Raw genomic sequence first — 18,690 nt, 5'->3', positions numbered from 1 at the left:
CTCTTCGCGCATCGCCTCACCCTGCCCTCGACGAGCGTCCGGCTCTACCGGTCGACCGCCTGCCCGCACATCCGGCACCTGCCCGGAAAATGCCCGCGCAATCCGCTCCCGGCTCTTCCAATCCCCCCGGATCGGCGTAAGGTCCGCCGCGGCTCAAGTGCACCGTATAGGTCTCCCGATCGGCGCAGGGCCAACGACCGGCATCCGGCGCCCCCGGCAGAATGCCCCTTCTGACCGCGATGCCCCAAGAGACGGCGGCCCTCACCGCCGGCAAAGGAGATGTGTATGACGCGCGCTACGGCCATCGCCGCCGCCCGGGACCTCGTGACCGAAGGGCCCTTCTTCAACCGCCTCGCCGACTGGGTCGGCTGGACCACCGAAAGCCAGGTCCCCGAGAAGGCCCCGCTGCTGGCGCAGTTCCTCTCCGACGTGATGATCCCCACCTTCGAGGAGATGGGCTTCACCTGCCGCCTGCTGGAGGATGAGGCCGCCGCGACGCCCTTCCTGCTGGCCGAGCGGATCGAGGATCCGGCGAAGCCCACCATGCTCTGCTATGGCCATGGCGACGTGACCCACGGACAGGCCGCGCAATGGGCCGAGGGCCTCGATCCCTGGACCCTGACGAAGCGGGACGGCGCGTGGTACGGGCGCGGCGCGGCCGACAACAAGGGCCAGATGCTGACGAACATCTCGGCGCTGGAACAGGTGCTGGCCGCGCGCGGATCGCTGGGCTTCAACTGCAAGTACCTCGTCGAGATGGGCGAGGAAGTGGGTTCTCCCGGCCTGCGCGAGATCTGCACCGACTATGCCGAGGACCTGAAGGCCGACGTGCTGATCGCCTCCGACGGGCCGCGCCTGTCCAAGGACCGGCCCACGATCTACCTCGGCTCGCGCCAGGTGCTGGCCTTCGACCTCTCGGTGGAGAGCCGTCCGCAGGGCTATCACTCCGGCAACTGGGGTGGTCTGCTGAACGATCCGGCCATCGAACTGGTGCAGGCGCTCGCCACGCTGACCAGCGAACGCGGCGCGATCCGGGTGCCCGAATGGGTGCCTGCCTCCCTGCCGAATTCCGTGCGCGACGCGCTTGCTGACTGCCCCCTCGACACCGCCCCCGGCGACCCCGAGATCGACCCGGACTGGGGTGAGCCCTCGCTGACGCCGGTCGAACGGGTCTATGGCTGGTCCTCCTTCTCGATCCTCGCCATGATCGCCGGCCAGCCCGAGGCCCCGGTGAACGCGATCCCCGGCTCGGCCCGCGCGCGCTGCCAGCTGCGCTTCGTGGCCGGTGTCGATCCCGAGAAGGCCCTGGACGGGCTGCGCCGCCACCTCGACGCCCACGGCTGGCAGAAGGTCAAGATCACCGCGACCCAGCGGAAGCTGACCAATGCCACCCGCCTCGATCCCGCCGACCCCTGGGTGGTCTGGGCCAAGGGCTCGATCACTGAAACGCTGGGAGAGGCCCCGGCGATCCTGCCCAACATCGGCGGCACGATCCCCAACGACGCCTTTACCGAGGGCCTTGGCCTGCCGACGATCTGGGTGCCGCATTCCTATCCCGGCTGCCGCCAGCACGGGCCCGACGAACACCTGCCCGCCTCGATCGCCGAAAGCGGCGTGGCGCTGATGACCGGGCTGTTCTGGGATCTCGGCACCTTTACCAGCAATACACCGGAGGCCTCCGCATGAGCCTGCCCCGCACCCACCGCCCCCTCGCCATGGGGCAGACCGCTGCCGTCGTCTCGAACCACCCCGCCGCCACGCAGGCCGGGTTCGACATCCTGCGCGCGGGCGGCTCGGCCGCCGATGCGGCTGCCGCGATCTCGCTCACGCTCGGCGTGGCCGAGCCCTTCATGTCGGGCCTCGGCGGGGACGGCTTCTACCACTTCTACGACGCGGCGACGGGCGAGAGCACGATCTTCAACGGCACCGGCGCGGCCCCGCTGGAGATCCCCGAGGGCGCCTATGCCAACGGCATTCCCGACCTCGGCCCGCTCGCCGTCTCGACCCCCGGCGCGCTTGGCGGCGTGGCGGCGCTTCAGGCGGCGCACGGGCGGCTCGACTGGGCCACGGTGGTGCAGCCCGCCATTGCGCTTGCCCGCGACGGCTTGCCCATCAGCCATACCTACCGCCGCTTCACCGACCAGTTCATGGGCAGCCTGACGGGCAATGCCTATGCCTCCGCCTGCTATCTGGACGGCGGCGCCCTGCCCGCGCTTGGCCACCTGCTGAAACAGCCGCAACTGGCTGCCACGCTTGAGGAAATCGCCACAGACGGGGCCGAGACCTTCTATCGCGGTGCGCTTGCCAAGCGCTTCGTCGCGGCCATGGCAGAGGCCGGCGTGCTGGTGACCGAGGCCGACATGGCCGCCTTCCAGCCGCAGGCACAGGCGCCGATCACCGCGACCTACCGCGGCTATGAAATCCGCCAGACGCCGACCAACTCGATGGGCTTCGCGCTGCTCCAGCAGATGAAGATCCTCGAGCATTTCGACCTCTCGGACTACGGCCCGCGCTCGCCCGAACTGATCCACCTGATGGTTGAGGCCAAGAAACAGGCCTTCCTCGACCGCGAGATCTATTCCGGCGATCCCGACTTCGTCGATTTCGACCCCGAGATCCTGTCGGAGACCTATACCGCCGAAATCGCCAAGCGCATCCGGCGCGACGCCGCACAAGAGGTGCCGATCCCGCTGCCGCAGGGCTCGGGCAACACGACCTATTTCGCCGTGGTGGACGATGCGGGCAATGTCGTCTCCTGCATCCAGTCGCTCTATGCGCCCTATGGCTCGGGCATCGTGGCGGGGGATACGGGTATCCTGCTGAACAACCGGATGACCGGCTGGCATCTGGAGGAAGGCCACGCCAACCGCCTCGTGCCCGGCCGTCGCGTGCGCCACACGATGAACGCGCCGATGATGTTCAGGGATGGCAAGCCCTGGGCCGTGCTGGGGACCCCCGGGGCCGACGATCAGGTCCAGGTGAACATGCAGATCATGGTGGCGCTCGCGGACTTCGGCCTCGACCCGCAGAGCGCGGTGGAAGCGCCGCGCTGGTCCTCCTCGCAGCCGCGCCAGACCAGCAAGTACCCGCATGTGGCAGGCTCCTCGCTGAAGCTGGAAGAGGACTTCGGCCCCGCCGTGGTCGAGGCCCTGGCCAAGCTCGGCCACCCGATAACGACCTGCCCGCCGCTGGAGGGACCCTGTTCGGTGGGCTGTATCCGGGTGCTGGAGAACGGGTTGCGGATGGCCGGCGCCGATCCGCGGCGGGATGGCTATGCGCTTGCGTATTGAGCGCTGACGAAGGCTCAGCGAAGAAACGACGCCGCCCCAAGGGGCGGCGTTTTGCGTTCTGGCGATGAGCCAAGCCGCCGCCTTCCTGTCGGTCCCACTGCGTCCCGCCCGTCCTCACGACGGTCCCGATACGCGCAACCCAACACCGCCCCGTGCCGTTGCTGGTGAACCTGCCGCGTCCCGCCGCGTTTTCGTATTACCAGACCGCGTGCAGGAACCATCGCGCCAAGCCCGACGAGCCCCTAGCCATCTCCCACAGAGGGCAGCGCCTGCCTGGGGAGGCGCCGGGCCACTCGCCTGCCGATCTTGGGACGTTGAGGACGAGCACCCGCGCGCCAGAAAGGTGCCGTGTTCAAGCGCCTGCCGGGGGGCAGGCAGGCGCTGCCCGGCCTAGCGGCCGGAGCGTCCTTGCAAGCCGTGATGCGACTGCCGGGCAACGTGGAAGGAGCAATCAGCCTCAAGGCACGCGCGTCCTTCACTCCGCCGGGACCGCCCCACCGATCTTCGCGCCCTGCTCTTCCCGCAGCGCCGGTTTCACCCGCCGCAGGCGCAGCGCATTGGACAGCACGAAGACCGAGGACAGCGCCATCACCCCTGCCGCCAGCATCGGCGACAGCAGCCAGCCGAAGGCCGGGAAGAACACGCCCGCCGCCACCGGGATCAGCACAGTATTGTAGCCAAACGCCCAGAACAGGTTCTGCCGGATGTTCGCCATGGTCCGCGACGAGACCTCGACCGCGTTCACCACGCCGCGCAGATCGCCCGACATCAGCACCACGTCCGCGCTCTCGATCGCCACGTCCGTGCCGGTGCCGATGGCGATGCCCACATCCGCATGGGCGAGCGCCGGTGCGTCATTGATGCCGTCGCCCACGAAGGCCACTTTGCGACCGCCTTCTGACAGGCTCTCCAGAGCAGCCACCTTGCCGTCGGGCAGCACGCCCGCGATGACGCGGTCGATGCCGGTCTCGGCGGCGATGGCCTCCGCCGTGGCCTGCTTGTCGCCGGTGATCATCGCCACCTCCAGCCCGCGCGCGCGCAGCGCCGCGATGGCCTCCGCCGAGGCGCGTTTCACCGGGTCCGAAACAGCGATCACCGCGGCCACCTGCCCGTCCACGGCAGCAAAGAGCGCCGTGCGCCCCCGGCCCGCGAGCCCGGCTTCGACCTCGGCCAACGGGCCCAGGTCCACGCCTTCGCGGGTCATCAACCGGTCCGCGCCCACCAGCACGTCGCGGCCCGCGACACGCGCCCGCACGCCGTAGCCGGTGATCGAGGTGAAGCCCTCGGCCTCCGGCACCTTCAGCGCCGAGGCGCCGCGCAGGATCGCCTGTGCCACCGGGTGCTCCGATCCGGCCTCGACCGCCGCCACCAGCGCCAGAACCTCGTTCCGGTCAAAGCCGTCTGCCAGTTCCACCTCGGTGAGTTCAGGGCGGCCTTCTGTCACCGTGCCGGTCTTGTCCAGCGCCACGACCTCCACATCGGCAAGCGCCTGAAGCGCATCACCCTTGCGGAAGAGCACGCCTAGGTCCGCCGCCCGTCCGGTGCCCACCATGATCGAGGTCGGCGTCGCCAGCCCCATGGCACAGGGACAGGCGATGATCAGCACCGACACGGCGGCGACAAGCGCATGGCTCAGCACCGGCGCGGGGCCGAAGACCAGCCAGACCAGTAGCGTCAGCAGGGCCGTGCCCATGACCGCCGGCACGAAGTAGAGCGTGATCCGGTCCACGAGGCCCTGGATCGGCAGCTTGGCGCCCTGCGCCTGTTCCACCATGCGGATGATCTGCGCCAGCGTCGTGTCGCCGCCCACCCGCGTCGCGCGGAAGCGGAAGCCGCCTGCGCCGTTCACCGTGCCGCCGGTGACCGCATCGCCCTCGACCTTGGTCACGGGCAGCGGCTCGCCGGTGATCATGCTCTCGTCCACGTGGCTCTCGCCCGAGATCACCTCGCCATCCACCGCGATCCGCTCACCGGGCCGCACGATCAGCACGTCGCCCGCGCGGATCTGCTCGATGGACACGTCCTGCGCCGCGCCGTCCCGCTCGACCCGCGCGGTGCGCACCTGAAGCCCCAGCAGTTTCTGGATCGCGGCGCCGGTGCGGCCCTTGGCGCGGGCCTCCATGAAGCGGCCCAGCAGGATCAGCACGACGATCACCGCGGCGGCCTCAAAGTAGACCGCGCGCGCCGTCTCGGGCAGCAGACCCGGCAGGAAGGTCGCCACGACGGAGAAGGACCATGCCGCCAGCGTCCCCACGGCGACGAGCGAATTCATGTCCGGTGCGCCCTTCAGCAGCGCCGGGATCCCCTTGGCATAGAACATCCGACCGGGCCCGATCAGCACCAGCGTCGTCAGCACGAACTGGATCAGCCACGAGGTCTGGTGCCCGATGGTCTGCCCGATCCAGTGATGGAACCCGGGAATCACATGGCCGCCCATCTCCAGCACGAAGACCGGCAGGGCCAATGCGCCCGCCAGCAGAGTGCGCCGGGCCAGATGCCGGGCCTCCTCGGCCTTGCGCTCGCCCTGGGTCTGGGCGGCGTCGGCCTGCGCGATCTCCGCCGGATAGCCCGCCTCCTCGGAGGCGCGCATCAGGTCGGAGGGCGTCACCGCGCCCTCCATGTACCGCACCGTCGCCGTCTCCGAGGCGAGGTTCACGTTCACGTCCAGCACGCCGGGCTGTTTCTTCAGCGCCAGGTCAACGCGGCCCACGCAGGAGGCGCAGGTCATCTCGGAGACGTTCAGCGTGACCTCATGGGCCCGCGCCGGGTAGCCCGCCGCTTCCAGCGTGTCGAAAACACGCGACGCGTCGCCCTCGATATCGAGGGCCGCGCTTTCGCTGGCGAGGTTGACCGAGACGTTGGAGGCGCCCTCGACACCCTCCAGCGCGCGCTGGACACGCCCCACACAGGAGGCGCAGGACATGCCCTCGACGGCGATATTCAGGTGCTGGGTGCTCATCCGGGGTCTCCTTCAACGGCGTTCTGTGCAGCAGATGGGGCTTCCAGCCACTGGAAGGTCAAGAGGATTGCGGAAAATTCCTTGGTCCCTCTTGACCTTGCCCCGCTGGAAGGTCGCATCTCCTCCTCACATCCTCGCAAACAGGAGGCAGAGATGACCAAGTTTCAGGTGCCTGACATGAGCTGCGGACATTGCAGCAAGGCAATCACCAAGGCGATCACCGAACTGGATCCGGCGGCGCAGGTGAGCTGCGATCTGGAGAGCAAGATCGTGAGCGTGGAAAGCGCACAGGACGTTGCCGCCCTGAAGGGCGCGATCGAAAGCGAAGGCTACGCGGTGAGCGCGGCCTGATCGGTCGAGGCGCTGCCGGAGCCGCACGGCGATCGGCGGCGTCTTATGATCTTCTATGACCGCAGGCGGCGCGCTTTCGCCCGCCTGCATCCACTCTCTTCACGTCTCCCCCCAGTGGCCAGCACCGGCAGCGATCCCCCACGAAGGGCTGCGCCCGCCTGGGGAGGCGCGAATACGCCTGCCGGGGGACAGGCAGGCGCAGCCCGGCCCGAGGCCGGGCGGGACATTGTTTGGGCGTACAGCGCTCGTGAACAAGGTTTGAAGCCGCGCGCCCGGCTCCAAGCACATCGCGGCCTTACCTGCATCCACGCCCGGCGCAGCATTTCCTGTCTCCACGCGCGCCTCGGAGGCTCGCGGTTCCATGCGTGTCGAAGCGTTGCGGGTGTCGTAGCCCAGCCTCAAACCGCCAGCGGCGTGGCCTCGACCAGTTCAGCCCGGATCAACCCGCGCAGGGAGTTCCCGACCCAGACCTCGGCCTCCGCAAGATCATCGAGACGGATCTCCGCCTCGCGGCAGCGCCCGGTCTCCAGCATCTCCTCGCGCAGGACACCCGGCAGGAGACCCGCCGAAACCGGCGAGGTCAAGACATCACCTTCCCCACGCAAACGCGCGAAAACATTCATGAAAGACCCTTCGCAGAGCACGCCCTGCGCATTCGCGAAGAGCCATTCGTCCACCCCCTCGGGCCGGGCCTTCAAGGCCTGATCATAAAGCGCGCGATGGGTCGTCTTGATCGGCAGATAGGGATCGGAGGCCTCCAGCCGCACCGGGTGCAGTGCCACGCGCATGACTTCTGGCGCGGCACCATCCATGGGCACGCAGGCCACGTCCAGCCCGCCCGCCGCATCCACCGTCAGGCGCATCCGCGCCACGGGGGCACAGGCCGCGGCTTCCAGCGCCGCCCGGGCTGCCGTGGCATCGAAGGGATAGCCCAGACCCGCGCAGGTGCGCGCGGCGCGGGCCATGTGACGCTCCACCCGGACCAGCTCCCCCTCCCAGCGGAGGGTTTCGATCACCTTCAGTCCCGGCTCAGCAAGGTCGCGAAACGTGCCTTCCACAGCGCCTCCTCGTATTCATCATCGCCGCGGGAATCCTGCACGATCCCGCCGCCCACATCCAGCCGCAGCCCGCCCCCCGGCTGCGCCACCAGCGTCCGGATCGCGACGTTGAAGGCTGCCTGCCCGTCCGGCGCCATCCAGCCGATCGCCCCGCAGTAGGGCCCGCGCGGCCCATGTTCCAGCGCCCGCAACGCCTTCATCGCCGCGATCTTGGGCGCGCCGGTGATCGAGCCGCAGGGGAAGAGCGCCTCGAAAATCTCGGGCAGGCCCACGCCGGGCAGCAGATCCGCCGTCACACGCGAGACCATCTGGTGCACGGTGGCGAAGCTTTCGACCACGCAGAGATCGGGCACATGCACCGTCCCGGTCCGGGAAATCCGGCTGACGTCATTGCGGATCAGGTCGACGATCATGACGTTCTCGGCGCGGTTCTTCTCATCCTCCATGAGGAAGCGCCGGGCGGCCTCGTCGGCCACCGGGTCGGGATCGCGCGGCATGGTGCCCTTCATCGGGGTCAGCACGATCTGCCCGTCCGCATGGATCCGGAAGAAACTCTCGGGCGAGCGTGACAGCACCGGGCGGTCGCCAAGCGCGACGATGGCCCCGTGCTGCACCGGCTGGGCCTGAACCAGCGCGCCCCAGAGCGCCAGCAGCGGCAGGCGGCTCTCCATCTCCAGCGGCATGGTGAGGTTGGCCTGATACCATTCGCCCTTGCGGATGCCCGCCTTCACCGCGTCGAAGGCCGCCAGATAGGCCTCCCGCGACCAGAGCGGCCGGGGCGCGGAGAGCGCGGGCGTTTCGGCCAAGGCACAGGCGCGATCCTGTAGCGGCTCGCCATCCTCGACCCCCTCGAAGACGCCGAATTCCAGTAGCGGCCCCTCCGGCAGCGCCGTCCCCACGGCGCGCAGTGCGGGGTCGAGGGCAAAGCCCGCCTCGTAGGCCGCCAGCCCTGCGATCCAGAGCCCTTCGCCACGCAGCGCCTCTGCCCGGCGCAGCACGGGCAGCACTTCGTCCAGGGTCCAGGCCCTCAACACCGCGCGCGGGGCACGGAACAGGTCGACCCCGCCCGATGGCCCCCGATCGAAGAGCACCGCGGGCCCACAACCCAACACATCCGCCGTCATGTCAGCTCTCCCACAACCTGCCGCAGGATCTCGAGAAACCGCGCCTGCGGCACGGAGGGCAGCCAGCCCTCCACATGGGTCACGCCGATGTCGCGGCCACTGCCGGACAGCGCGTAGGCAATCGGCACCATGAGACCCTGGGCGATGTCGCGCTGCACCTGAAGCCGCGAGGTGACGGTCAGCCGGTCAGAGCCCATGAGCAGCCCGCGCATCACCGAATGGGCCCCGGTCTCGATCGGCAGAGGCAGCTCGGGTGCCGGATTCAGCACCGCCTGCATCGCCTCGAAATAGCCCCGCGCCGGAGCCCCGACCCGGGGCGCGATCCAGGGATAGGCCGAGAGATCGGCAAGCCGCACCGTGTCACGGCCTGACAGCGGATGCCCGGGCCGCGCCACGACGAGCAGTTCGTCCGAGAAGAGCCGCATCTGCACCAGCTGATCCGGCAGACCCTCGGGTCGCAGGGCCCCCACGAGCATGTCCAGATCGCCGCGCCAGAGGCCGCGCACGAGGCTGTCGTAATCGCCGTCCACCACCTGCGGGGCGACGGCGGGAAATTCCGGCGCGAAGCGGTTCAGCGCCTCCGGCAGGATCATCGCCTGCACCAGCGGCAGGCAGCCGATCGCCAGCCGGCCCCCGGCCACGCCCTGAAGGCCCAGAACGTCCTCCTGCCCCTGCCGGAACTCGTTCAACGCCAGCTTGAAGACGCGGGCCAGTTCCTCGGCCTGCCGGGTCGGACGGTGGTGATCGAAGAGCGCGCCGGTCTGGGCCTCCAGCTCGCGACAGGCCCGGCTGATGGAGGAGGCCGCCCGCCCCATGCGCACCGCCGCCGCGCGCATACCCCCGTGATCGACCGCGGCGATGAGCGATTGCATCTGGTTCAACGTCAGTAGCCGGTCGAGGTGATCGCGCTGCGCCAGGGGCCCTGCCATACGCAGGAAGTCAAAGCCGCGCACCAGACGCGCGGCAAAGATCTGCCCCGCCTCGGTCGGCTGCATCCCCTTGGCATTTCGCAGAAAAAGCGCAGCCCCCAGCGAGGTTTCGGCCTTCGCCAGCCCCTGCGCGAGCGCGGGTTGCGACAGGTTCAGCCGCTCCGCCGCCGCGGACATGGTCCCGCCCTCGGCGATGGCGACGATCCCGGCGAGGTGCCGGAGGTTCGGAAGCGGCGGCGCGGTCATGCGTGCAGGATTACCCTTGGTTCAGCGCGGGGTATCAAACCCCCGCGCCCCGGGGCAACTGCCTTTCGCGACGTGCTGTGGTCAGCCCGCGGCTTTCATCGGCTGGGCGCCGTGTTTCTGGGCCCATTCCGCGCAGGTCTTGATCCCGCCGAGGGGGAAGAAGTGCAGCTGAGCCACGCCCGGACGGCTGCCGATGGCCTGCGCCTCGGCGAAATCGGCCACCACGTCCGTCGGCTCGTAGGGCAGCATCAGCTTGGTCACGTCGAGCGCGCGTTTCTGAAGCACCTTCAGCGAGGGGCCGACTCCGCAGGCGATGGCGAACTTGATCAAGGTCTGCAGCTTGGCCGGACCGGCGATGCCCACGTGCACCGGCAGGTCGACCCCTGCCTCACGCAGGCCCGCGATCCACGTCAGCACCGGCTCCGCCTCGAAGGCGAATTGCGTGGCAATGGCCATCTCCGCATCCGTGCGCTCCGAGAAGGCCTGTTTCCAGCGGATCGCGTCATCCACCAGCTTGGTCGAACCATCGGGGTCGATGTCCCGGTTGCCCTCCGGGTGACCGGCGACATGGAGGCGCTTGAACCCATGGGCGTCGAAGAGCCCGCTTTCCATCAGCTGCATGGAGGAATGGAAGTCGCCATGAGGCTGCGCCACGCCACCGGCGAGCAGCAGCGCCTGGTCGACGCCGGCCTCGCCCTGGTAGCGTTTGATCCAGTCTTCGAGCGTCGCCCTGTCCTTGATGATCCGCGCGGGGAAATGCGGCATGACCGGGAAACCGTCCGCGGCCAGCCGTTTTGCCGTCGCGACCATCTCCTCGATCGGCGTGCCCTCGATATGGGCGATGTACACACGGGTGCCCGCAGGCAGCAGGGTGCGGAAGTCCTCCACCTTGGCCGCCGTGCGCGGCATGACCTCGATCGAGAAGCCCTGCACGATCTCCTGCAGGCCGGCCCCGGTGGGGGTGCCGCCCTTGTCGCGTTTGCCAATGAAACTGATCATCTCGCGCATCCTCCTCCACAGATGACTTGAGCTCAATGTATACATGATGCGCCTTTCAAACAAGTGTCGAGGCAGAAATCCGCTACTTTCCCCCCTGAGAATGTATTCACGACGGACCTCGCCCCCCTCACTTCTCGAAGACGACGGTCTTGGCGCCGTTCCTCAGCACCCGCCGCTCAAGGTGCAGCGTCACCGCGCGGGCCAGGACCCGGCGTTCGATGTCGCGCCCCTTGCGCACGAGGTCGTCGGGCGTGTCTGCATGGCTCACCGCCTCAACGTCCTGCGCGATGATCGGTCCCTCGTCGAGGTCCTCGGTCACGTAGTGCGAGGTGGCCCCGATCATCTTCACGCCCCGTTCAAAGGCCTGGTGATAGGGCTTGGCCCCCTTGAACCCGGGCAGGAAGGAGTGGTGGATGTTGATGCAGCGCCCGGACAGGAAGGCCGAGAGATCGTCTGAGAGGATCTGCATGTAGCGCGCCAGCACGACCAGCTCGGCCCCGGTGGAGGTCACGAGGTCCTTGATCTGCTGCTCCTGTTGCGGCTTCGTCTCCTTCGTGATCGGGAGATGATGGTAGGGAATATCCCCCAGAAGCGAGAGGTTGAGCGCCTCCTTCGGGTGGTTCGAGGCGATGCCCACCACCTCCATGTTCAGCTCTCCGATGCGGTTGCGGTAGAGCAGATCGCCGAGGCAATGGTCGAACTTCGACACCATGAGCAGCACCTTCGGCCGCGCGCCCCTGTGCCAGAGTTCCCAGGTCATGCCGTACTCCGTGGCGAGCCCCTCCATCTGCTGCCGCAGATCGGCCTCGGACCCCGGGTAGTCCACCGCGACGCGCATGAAGAAGGTGCCGCTGGTGCTGTCGTCGAACTGGCGCGCCTCGGTGATGTTGCCGCTGGCGGCGGCAAGGACATTGGCGACCGCGGCCACGATGCCGGGGCGGTTGGCACATTGCAGGGTCAGGACATAGGACGTCATCTCGGGTCTCCTCCGGATCGGTATGCGGGCGCGTCAGCGCCGGGAAGGTCATGGGCCTGCGGACGCGCACAGCGGCGCCCGGGCGTGGGTCTGGGGTCGGCCAAGGCTGTCTGCGGGCCCCTCCGGCGGGCTCGCGGTGTCTGGGTGTGTGCACCGGGCGGAAGTACCCGGCGTCGTCAGGAGGCGACTTTCGGCCTCATCCCCCTATAGGTGCGGGAAACACCCGCCCCTCCATCAGCTTGCGCGCGGTGCGCAGGATCGCGGCCTCGGTCACCTCGCCATCCTGCACGGTGGCGATCACCGTCATCTCGCCGGTGGGATGTTCGACCGAGAGGGATTTTTCATCTCCCTCCGGGATCACCGCCAGCTCCGCCCCGGCCCCCTCGGGCAGCAGGCAGGCGGTGGCGACCGAGACGGCGCCGAGGACACCGATGGCCTTGTGGCAGCGGTGCGGGATGAAGGTCCGGGTGGCGATTGCGCCGCCCTGCCCCGGCGCGCTGACCAGCGTCATCTTGGGCACCGATTTCTCGCTCACATCGCCGAGGGCCATCATCGGTCCGGCCTTGAGGCGGATCGCCTCCAGCCGCGCCCGCAAGGCCCCGTTGGCCTCCAGCGCCTCAGGGCTTTCCGTCCCGGTCAGGCCGAAGGCATCGGCGCGCATGACGACACAGGGCATCCCGTTGTCGATCAGCGTGCAGGCCACGCCGTCGATCACGTCCACCGCCCTGCCCGTCGGCAGAAGCGCCCCGCAGGAGGACCCCGCCGTATCGCGGAAGGCAATCGGGACCGGCGCCGCGGTTCCCGGCACGCCGTCGATCCGCGCCGCGCCGGCATAGGTCACGCGGCCGCCGGGGGTCTTCACCCGCGCCACCGCCAGCTGGCCGGTGTTCTCCATCCAGATCCGTACGGGTGTCTCGCCGTCCTGTGCCGGAACCAGCCCGCGCTCGATGGCGAAGGGGCCGATCCCTGCGAGGATATTGCCGCAGTTCTGCGCATCGGTGACGATGGCGCGGTCCACGAAGACCTGCAGGAAGAGGTAATCCACATCCGCCTCCGTACGGTCGGACCGGCGCACCACCGCCACCTTGGAGGTCAGCGGGTCCGCGCCGCCCATCCCGTCGATCTGGCGCGGATCCGGCGAGCCCATGACGCCGAGCAGCAGCGCATCCCGCGCGGCCACGTCCTCCGGCAGGTCAGAGGCAAGGAAATAGCCCCCCTTGGAGGTGCCGCCCCGCATCCAGACAACGTCTATCCCGTCCATTGTGTCCTCCTCGGCAAAGCCTCTCCGGTCCGGGCGCGCAGGCGTCCGGGGCCCCGCTTCCGGCGGGGGGCGTGATGTCAGGTGGTCCGGCGCGGCAGACGCGCGCCGGGGTGCGTCAGATGTACTTGAGGCCTTTGGCCTCCAGCCGTCCGCGCATGTCGTAGATGTCGAGGCCCAGTTCGCCCGCAGCCAGCCGCTGGCGCTTGCCGTCCTCGGCGGCAAGGCGGGCCTCGGTCTTCTCCAGCACCGCCTCGGCCTCCTCGCGGGCCACGACGCAGACGCCGTCGTCATCGGCCACGATGATGTCGCCGGGCCGGACGTAGGCGCCCGCACAGACCACCGGCACGTTGACCGAGCCGACGGTCTCCTTGATCGTGCCCTGCGCATGGACCGACTTCGACCAGACCGGGAAGCCCATGGCCGTCAGGTCGCGCACGTCGCGCACGCCCGCGTCGATGATCAGCCCCTTGCAGCCCCGCGCCATGGCCGAGGTCGCCAGCAGGTCACCGAAGTAGCCGTCATCGCAGGGCGAGGTCGGCGCCAGCAGCAGGATATCGCCCGCCTGCAATTGCTCGATCGCGACGTGGACCATCCAGTTGTCGCCCGGCGGGGCCGAGATCGTGACGGCCGAGGCGCCGACCATGGCGCCCGCGTAGATCGGGGTCATGTAGGGCGCCATCAGGCCCTTGCGGCCCTGCGCCTCGTGCACCGTGGCCACGCCCGCTTCGCCCAGTTTGCGCACCACTTCCGGATCGGCGCGCTCGATATTCTGTACAACCACGCCGCCCATCAGAGTTCATCCACCGTGCGCGGGAAGACCGACTGGAAGCCTTCCGCGTATTTCGCATCGCGCCCGCCGGACTGGCCGCCGGAGTTGCGGCGGAAGTGGTTGCCGCGGTTCTCGGCCACGTTGGTGTAATAGTGCCAGAGGTGCTGCTGCCCCTCCATGCATTCGATGGCCGCGCGCTTCTTCTCCCAGACCGGGGTGATGTCGAGGAAGGTGTCGGGTTTCCAGCCCATCTGCTCGGTCTGATGCGGCTCGAAGAGGTAGAGCTGCGGCGCCCCCAGCACCTTCTCGCCGGGGTTGTGGCCCCAGGCCTGCGCGATCATCCGCGTCTCCAGCGCGACCGAGGTCGCATACATGTGGTCGGTGTTGTAGGGGTCGTAGTGCGAATGGCTCAGCATGAAGCTGGGCTGCACCTTGCGGATGATGTCGACGAGCCTGTACTTGTCCTCGCGCTCCAGCATCAGGGGATAATCGCCGAGGTCGAGGAACTGGATGTCGCTGACACCCAGGGCGGCGGCGGCATTCTCGGCCTCCTTGCGGCGGGCGGTCTTCACGCCATCGAGGGTCATGCCCTCCTGCTTCCAGAGCTTGGCGCTCTCGCCCCGCTCGCCGTAGGACAGGCAGACGACGGTGACGTCATAGCCCTTCTCCTCGTGCAGCGCGATCGCGCCGCCACAGCGCCAGACGAAATCCGCCGAATGGGCGCTGATCACCAGTGCCGTCTTGGACATAGGTCTCTCCTTCTCTCGGCAGGCACGCGGGCCCGCCCGCGATTACTCGGCCGCCCTGACGGGGGGCGTGCCGTGGGTATGGAATGTCTCGATCGTCTTCAGGCCCCAGGCCTGGCCGCGCTTGCGCTCGGCCTCGGTCCAGGTGACGGTTTCCCAGTCGGGGGCGAGGATCAGGCGGGCGCCGGCATTGGCCAGTTCCACCCGGTTGCCCGCCGGCTCCCAGACGTAGAGGAAGAAGGTGCCCTGGATCGCGTGCTTGTGCGGCCCGGTCTCGATGTGCACCCCGTTCTCGAGGAAGATATCCGCCGCGCGCAGGATGTCCTCGCGCTGATCGGTGGCATACGTGACGTGATGCAGGCGGGCGTCGCCGCCGCCGTGCTCCTCGGTGCAGGCCAGGTCGTAGGTCTTGTTGTTGACCGTGAACCAGCAGCCCCCCAACCGCCCGTTATCCAGCAGGATCTGCTCGGTCACGCGGGAGCCGAGACAGGTCTGCATGAAGTCGCGGAAGGCTGTCACATCCGAGGACAGCAGGTTCACATGGTCGAGGCGCCGGGGTGCGGCACCCTGCCCGGTGTAGCGGCTGGCCATGTTCTTGAGCGCGGGTTTGTCCGCCTCGTCAGGCACATAGCGGTGGGTGTCCCAGTAAAGCTCGAACACGTGGCCAAAGGGATCCTCGAACCGATAGGCCCGCCCGTGGCCCATGTCGCCCTCGACCCAGCCCAGCGAGGTGTAGTCGCTGGCCTCGATCGCGGCGACCCGGCGCTCCAGCGCCTCCGGCGAGGAGACGCGGTAGCCGATGTGCCCCACGCCCGTGGTCTCGTGCCGGGTGAGCTTCAGGGTGTGGAGCTCGTAGTCCTCCCAGGCCCGCAGGTAGGCCGATGTCTCGTCCTGCCCGCTGAGCTTGAGCCCGTAGACCCGTGTGAAGAAGTCGAGGCTCTCCTCGAACTTGTCGGTGTAGATCTCGACATGGCCGAGATGGGCGACATCGTAACAGGGGTCGGTCATGATGCGTGCCTCCTCAATTCATCATCGTGTTTGGCAAGAGCAGCGAGATCTGTGGGAAGATCACCAGCACCACCAGCGTCAGCAGCATCGCGAACCAGAACGGCGTCACGCCCGCGAAGATCCGCCCCAGCGGCACGTCCTTGGCCACCGATTTCACGATGAAGACGTTGACCCCCACAGGCGGTGAGATCAGCCCCATCTCCAGCGTCAGCACCACCAGCACGCCGAACCAGATCGGGTCGAGGCCCAGCTGGGTGATCACCGGGAAGTAGATCGGCATGGTCAGCACCAGCATGGCGAAACCTTCGAGGAAACAGCCGAGGACCAGGTAGGTCAGCAGGATCAGCCCGAGGATCGCCATCGGCCCCACGTCCAGCCCGGCCAGGAAATCGCCCACCAGCGACGGGATATGGGTCAGCGCGAGGAAGGGGTTCAGCATGTGGGCCGAGATCAGGATCAGCATCACCGTCGCCGTGGTGACGACCGAGTCCTTGGCCGCGGCCCAGAAACTCGACAGGGTCAGCTTGCCCATCAGCGCCCCGATCACGATGATCAGCCCGGCCCCCACGGCGGAGGCCTCCACGGGCGAGAAGATGCCGGTGTAGATCCCGCCGATGGTCAGGATCACCACCGCCAGCACGGGCAGCGCGCCGACGAGTTTCCTGGTCTTCTCGCTCATCGTGGTGCGGGGCCCGGCGGGGCCGAAGCCCGGACGCAGCCAGCACAGCACCGCGATGGTGGCAATGAACATCGCCAGCAGCAGCAGCCCCGGCAGGACGCCCGCGAGGAACAGCCGCCCGATGCTCTGTTGGGTGAGGATCGCGTAGATCACGAAGCCGGTGGAGGGCGGGATCAGGATGCCCAGCGTGCCGCCCGCGGCCACCACCCCGGTGGAGAGGCGGTTGTCGTAGTTGAAGCGGTCCATCTCGGCCATGGAGACCTTGCCCATGGTCAGCGCCGAGGCCACCGAGGAGCCCGAGAGCGCGGCAAAGCCCGCACAGCCCAGCACCGTGGCCGAGGCGAGCCCGCCGCGGAACCGTCCGATGATCGCATAGGCGGCGTCATAGAGCCGCGCGCTCATCCCCGTGACCGAGGCGACGTTGCCCATCAGGATGAAGAGCGGCACCACCACCAGCTCGGCCGAGGAAGCGAGCGTGAAACTTTCCGAGGCCATGAGGCTCATGGCCGATTTGAGGTCGCGCAGCGCCCAGATGCCCGCGAAGCCCACGGCAAACATCGAGATCGCGACGGGCACGCGGATGATCAGCAGCCCGAAGAGCGCGAGGATGCCGATGAGGCCGACCAGTTCGCCGCTCATTCCCGGATCTCCTTGTCGGCGCGGGCATAGGGGCCCGACAGCGCCAGTTCGACCGCGCGCAGGACCATGCCGAAGGCGGTGATCAGCGCCATGACGCAGAGCACCCACTGGAAGTACCACTTGGGCAGCTTCACGATATTGGTGGCGAGTTTCAGCATCTGGCTCAGCTTGGAACTGTCATAGACCGTGTAGGCGATCCCCGCGAAGATCGCCGCGCCCAGCAGGGCCGCGAGGATGTCCACGACGTGATTGAAGCGGTCCGGGAAGTGGCGTTCGAAGATATCGACCGAGACGTGGCCGCCCAGCTTGTCGCAAAGCGCCATACCCCCGAAGACGATGATGACCATGCCCATCTGGTAGAAGTCCTGCCCGCCCCGCAGGGGCGCGCCGAAGGCCCGGCCGATGACATCCACCAGCACCACGCCCGTCACGAAGAGCAGGCCGAGGGTGCCGGCGAAGGCGGACAGGCTGATGAGCCCGTCCGCGGTCTTGCGTAGAATGGCAAGCATGCCTGTGGCCTTACTCGCCACGCATGGAGGTGAGGACGTCCTCTGCCCCCAGCTCGCCCACGACCTTCTCGGTCACCGGGATCGTCAGCTCGCCAAAGGCGGCGGCCTCGTCGTCGGTCAGGGTGATGACGGTCTTGTTGGGATCGGCATCCAGCTCGGCGATGGTTTCGGTCGCGCGCTTGTTCCACGCGGTCTCGGCGCTCTTGGAGAGGTATTCGCCGGCGAACTTGTCGATCGCGGCCTTCTGGTCGTCGGTCAGCCCGTCATAGCGGCCCTGGTTCATGACGACATAGAAGGTCAGACGCCCGAGCGGCGCGCCGACGGTGTATTTGTTCGCCACTTCCGAGAGCTTGAAGTCCGCCACGGCGGAGGCCCCGGTCACCACACCGTCAATCAGGCCGGTCTGGAGCGAGTTGTAGATCTCGCCCGCGGGCATCTGCACCGGCGTCGCGCCAAGCGCCTCGATCACGGCGGCCGAGGTCGACCCTGCGACCCGCATCTTCAGGCCCTTCAGGTCATCCGGGGTGCGGATTTCCTTGTCCTTCATGATGAAGATGTTCGGCTCGGAGGTCCAAAGCGCCAGCGGCTTGGTTGCGGGGAATTCGTCCTTGATCAGGTCCATCGACTTCCAGATCGCGGGATAGCCCGGCTCGCCAACGGGGATCACGCCCGGCATCTCGGCGACCATGGTCTTGGAGAACTGCGACGAGGTGTACCCCGGCAGGCCCCAGACGATGTCGGCCACGCCCTGCACCACGCGGACGTATTGCTCCAGCGGACCCTTGCCGAGCTCACCGCCCGGATAGACGCGCACCGTCAGGTCGTCGCCCAACTCCTCCTTCAGGCCCTCCTGCAGCGGCTCGATGACCGAGCCGGTCAGCGTGTGCTGCGGCGGCACGAAATGCGCGAAGGACAGCTCCTCCGCCATGGCGGCAGTGGCCCCGCCGACGACCAGCGCGGCAGAGATCGCAAGCCTGCTGATGGATTTGTGAATCATGTGTCTTCCTCCCGAGTTTCATGGACAGAACCGGCACACATCCCCGAACCGGCCTCCATGCAGGCCGAAACATGGGTCAAAGCCCTGTGCGCCTCAAATTCAATTCCTGGGAGCGGTATAAACTTTCCGCAACACGCCCCTTCCCCTCAC

16 protein-coding genes are annotated in these 18,690 nt (G+C 68.1%); 3 read left to right on the top strand and 13 right to left on the bottom strand.

Annotated features, from left to right (window positions below):
- The first annotated feature begins 285 nt into the window (after nucleotides 1–285).
- On the top strand, nucleotides 286–1,686 hold the full coding sequence (locus ACX9MO_RS17565) for a M20 family metallopeptidase (protein ID WP_462212780.1): 1,401 nt from the start codon (nucleotides 286–288) through the stop codon (nucleotides 1,684–1,686).
- Complete coding sequence (gene ggt, locus ACX9MO_RS17560; RefSeq protein ID WP_462212779.1) at nucleotides 1,683–3,290, top strand: gamma-glutamyltransferase; 1,608 nt, start codon at nucleotides 1,683–1,685, stop codon at nucleotides 3,288–3,290. Before ACX9MO_RS17565 ends, ggt begins: the two co-directional genes overlap by 4 nt.
- A 475-nt stretch (nucleotides 3,291–3,765) precedes the next feature.
- Here the strand turns inward: ggt and ACX9MO_RS17555 are convergent, their stop codons facing one another.
- Entirely contained in the window at nucleotides 3,766–6,249 is a 2,484-nt protein-coding gene (locus tag ACX9MO_RS17555; RefSeq protein WP_462212778.1) for a heavy metal translocating P-type ATPase, read from the bottom strand.
- Nucleotides 6,250–6,402: 153 nt separating this feature from the next.
- Here ACX9MO_RS17555 and ACX9MO_RS17550 point away from each other — a divergent pair, with 153 nt between their 5' ends.
- Nucleotides 6,403–6,600, top strand: a complete 198-nt coding sequence (locus ACX9MO_RS17550; RefSeq protein ID WP_462212777.1) for a heavy-metal-associated domain-containing protein — start codon at nucleotides 6,403–6,405, stop codon at nucleotides 6,598–6,600.
- 398 nt (nucleotides 6,601–6,998) lie between these two features.
- Here ACX9MO_RS17550 and ACX9MO_RS17545 read toward each other — a convergent pair whose 3' ends face one another.
- From ACX9MO_RS17545 to ACX9MO_RS17490, 12 genes are all read right to left on the bottom strand, one after another.
- The gene (locus ACX9MO_RS17545) at nucleotides 6,999–7,658 is read right to left on the bottom strand and encodes an aminotransferase class IV (RefSeq protein WP_462212776.1); all 660 of its coding nucleotides are present in this window, start codon (nucleotides 7,656–7,658) and stop codon (nucleotides 6,999–7,001) included.
- Complete coding sequence (locus ACX9MO_RS17540) at nucleotides 7,619–8,782, bottom strand: aminodeoxychorismate synthase component I (RefSeq protein WP_462212775.1); 1,164 nt, start codon at nucleotides 8,780–8,782, stop codon at nucleotides 7,619–7,621. The genes ACX9MO_RS17545 and ACX9MO_RS17540 overlap by 40 nt, the downstream gene beginning before the upstream one ends.
- Nucleotides 8,779–9,957: a LysR family transcriptional regulator gene (locus ACX9MO_RS17535; RefSeq protein WP_462212774.1), complete on the bottom strand. Its 1,179-nt coding sequence runs from the start codon at nucleotides 9,955–9,957 to the stop codon at nucleotides 8,779–8,781. Before ACX9MO_RS17535 ends, ACX9MO_RS17540 begins: the two co-directional genes overlap by 4 nt.
- A gap of 81 nt (nucleotides 9,958–10,038) precedes the next feature.
- The gene (locus ACX9MO_RS17530) at nucleotides 10,039–10,956 is read right to left on the bottom strand and encodes a methylenetetrahydrofolate reductase (RefSeq protein WP_462212773.1); all 918 of its coding nucleotides are present in this window, start codon (nucleotides 10,954–10,956) and stop codon (nucleotides 10,039–10,041) included.
- A 127-nt stretch (nucleotides 10,957–11,083) separates the two neighbouring features.
- Nucleotides 11,084–11,932, bottom strand: coding sequence for a formyltetrahydrofolate deformylase (purU, locus tag ACX9MO_RS17525; protein WP_462212772.1), 849 nt, complete (start codon nucleotides 11,930–11,932; stop codon nucleotides 11,084–11,086).
- 196 nt (nucleotides 11,933–12,128) lie between these two features.
- Entirely contained in the window at nucleotides 12,129–13,193 is a 1,065-nt protein-coding gene (locus tag ACX9MO_RS17520) for a 4-oxalomesaconate tautomerase (protein WP_462212771.1), read from the bottom strand.
- A 115-nt stretch (nucleotides 13,194–13,308) separates the two neighbouring features.
- The gene (locus ACX9MO_RS17515) at nucleotides 13,309–13,983 is read right to left on the bottom strand and encodes a 4-carboxy-4-hydroxy-2-oxoadipate aldolase/oxaloacetate decarboxylase (RefSeq protein ID WP_462212770.1); all 675 of its coding nucleotides are present in this window, start codon (nucleotides 13,981–13,983) and stop codon (nucleotides 13,309–13,311) included.
- Nucleotides 13,983–14,711, bottom strand: coding sequence for a PIG-L deacetylase family protein (locus ACX9MO_RS17510; RefSeq protein ID WP_222489871.1), 729 nt, complete (start codon nucleotides 14,709–14,711; stop codon nucleotides 13,983–13,985). The genes ACX9MO_RS17515 and ACX9MO_RS17510 overlap by 1 nt, the downstream gene beginning before the upstream one ends.
- Before the next feature lie 42 nt (nucleotides 14,712–14,753).
- On the bottom strand, nucleotides 14,754–15,716 hold the full coding sequence (locus ACX9MO_RS17505) for a VOC family protein (RefSeq protein WP_222489869.1): 963 nt from the start codon (nucleotides 15,714–15,716) through the stop codon (nucleotides 14,754–14,756).
- A 13-nt stretch (nucleotides 15,717–15,729) separates the two neighbouring features.
- Complete coding sequence (locus tag ACX9MO_RS17500) at nucleotides 15,730–17,034, bottom strand: TRAP transporter large permease (protein ID WP_462212769.1); 1,305 nt, start codon at nucleotides 17,032–17,034, stop codon at nucleotides 15,730–15,732.
- On the bottom strand, nucleotides 17,031–17,543 hold the full coding sequence (locus tag ACX9MO_RS17495) for a TRAP transporter small permease (protein WP_222489866.1): 513 nt from the start codon (nucleotides 17,541–17,543) through the stop codon (nucleotides 17,031–17,033). Before ACX9MO_RS17495 ends, ACX9MO_RS17500 begins: the two co-directional genes overlap by 4 nt.
- 10 nt (nucleotides 17,544–17,553) lie before the next feature.
- Nucleotides 17,554–18,540 (bottom strand): TRAP transporter substrate-binding protein, encoded by a 987-nt coding sequence (locus tag ACX9MO_RS17490; protein ID WP_222489864.1) that lies wholly within the window; start codon nucleotides 18,538–18,540, stop codon nucleotides 17,554–17,556.
- Between the last annotated feature and the right edge of the window lie 150 nt (nucleotides 18,541–18,690).

The sequence above is a fragment of the Pseudooceanicola profundus genome, from assembly GCF_054919315.1.
The sequence above is the reverse complement of the archived record's forward strand: the minus strand, read 5'-3'. Positions and strand labels throughout refer to the sequence as shown.

Coding starts and splice junctions, on each gene's coding strand:
- ACX9MO_RS17490 (WP_222489864.1), bottom strand. CDS start 18,540: ATGATTCACAAATCCATCAGCAGGCTTGCGATCTCTGCCGCGCTGGTC.
- ACX9MO_RS17500 (WP_462212769.1), bottom strand. CDS start 17,034: ATGAGCGGCGAACTGGTCGGCCTCATCGGCATCCTCGCGCTCTTCGGG.
- ACX9MO_RS17535 (WP_462212774.1), bottom strand. CDS start 9,957: ATGACCGCGCCGCCGCTTCCGAACCTCCGGCACCTCGCCGGGATCGTC.
- ACX9MO_RS17565 (WP_462212780.1), top strand. CDS start 286: ATGACGCGCGCTACGGCCATCGCCGCCGCCCGGGACCTCGTGACCGAA.
- ggt (WP_462212779.1), top strand. CDS start 1,683: ATGAGCCTGCCCCGCACCCACCGCCCCCTCGCCATGGGGCAGACCGCT.
- ACX9MO_RS17550 (WP_462212777.1), top strand. CDS start 6,403: ATGACCAAGTTTCAGGTGCCTGACATGAGCTGCGGACATTGCAGCAAG.
- ACX9MO_RS17495 (WP_222489866.1), bottom strand. CDS start 17,543: ATGCTTGCCATTCTACGCAAGACCGCGGACGGGCTCATCAGCCTGTCC.
- ACX9MO_RS17510 (WP_222489871.1), bottom strand. CDS start 14,711: ATGTCCAAGACGGCACTGGTGATCAGCGCCCATTCGGCGGATTTCGTC.
- purU (WP_462212772.1), bottom strand. CDS start 11,932: ATGACGTCCTATGTCCTGACCCTGCAATGTGCCAACCGCCCCGGCATC.
- ACX9MO_RS17530 (WP_462212773.1), bottom strand. CDS start 10,956: ATGATCAGTTTCATTGGCAAACGCGACAAGGGCGGCACCCCCACCGGG.
- ACX9MO_RS17555 (WP_462212778.1), bottom strand. CDS start 6,249: ATGAGCACCCAGCACCTGAATATCGCCGTCGAGGGCATGTCCTGCGCC.
- ACX9MO_RS17540 (WP_462212775.1), bottom strand. CDS start 8,782: ATGACGGCGGATGTGTTGGGTTGTGGGCCCGCGGTGCTCTTCGATCGG.
- ACX9MO_RS17520 (WP_462212771.1), bottom strand. CDS start 13,193: ATGGACGGGATAGACGTTGTCTGGATGCGGGGCGGCACCTCCAAGGGG.
- ACX9MO_RS17505 (WP_222489869.1), bottom strand. CDS start 15,716: ATGACCGACCCCTGTTACGATGTCGCCCATCTCGGCCATGTCGAGATC.
- ACX9MO_RS17515 (WP_462212770.1), bottom strand. CDS start 13,983: ATGGGCGGCGTGGTTGTACAGAATATCGAGCGCGCCGATCCGGAAGTG.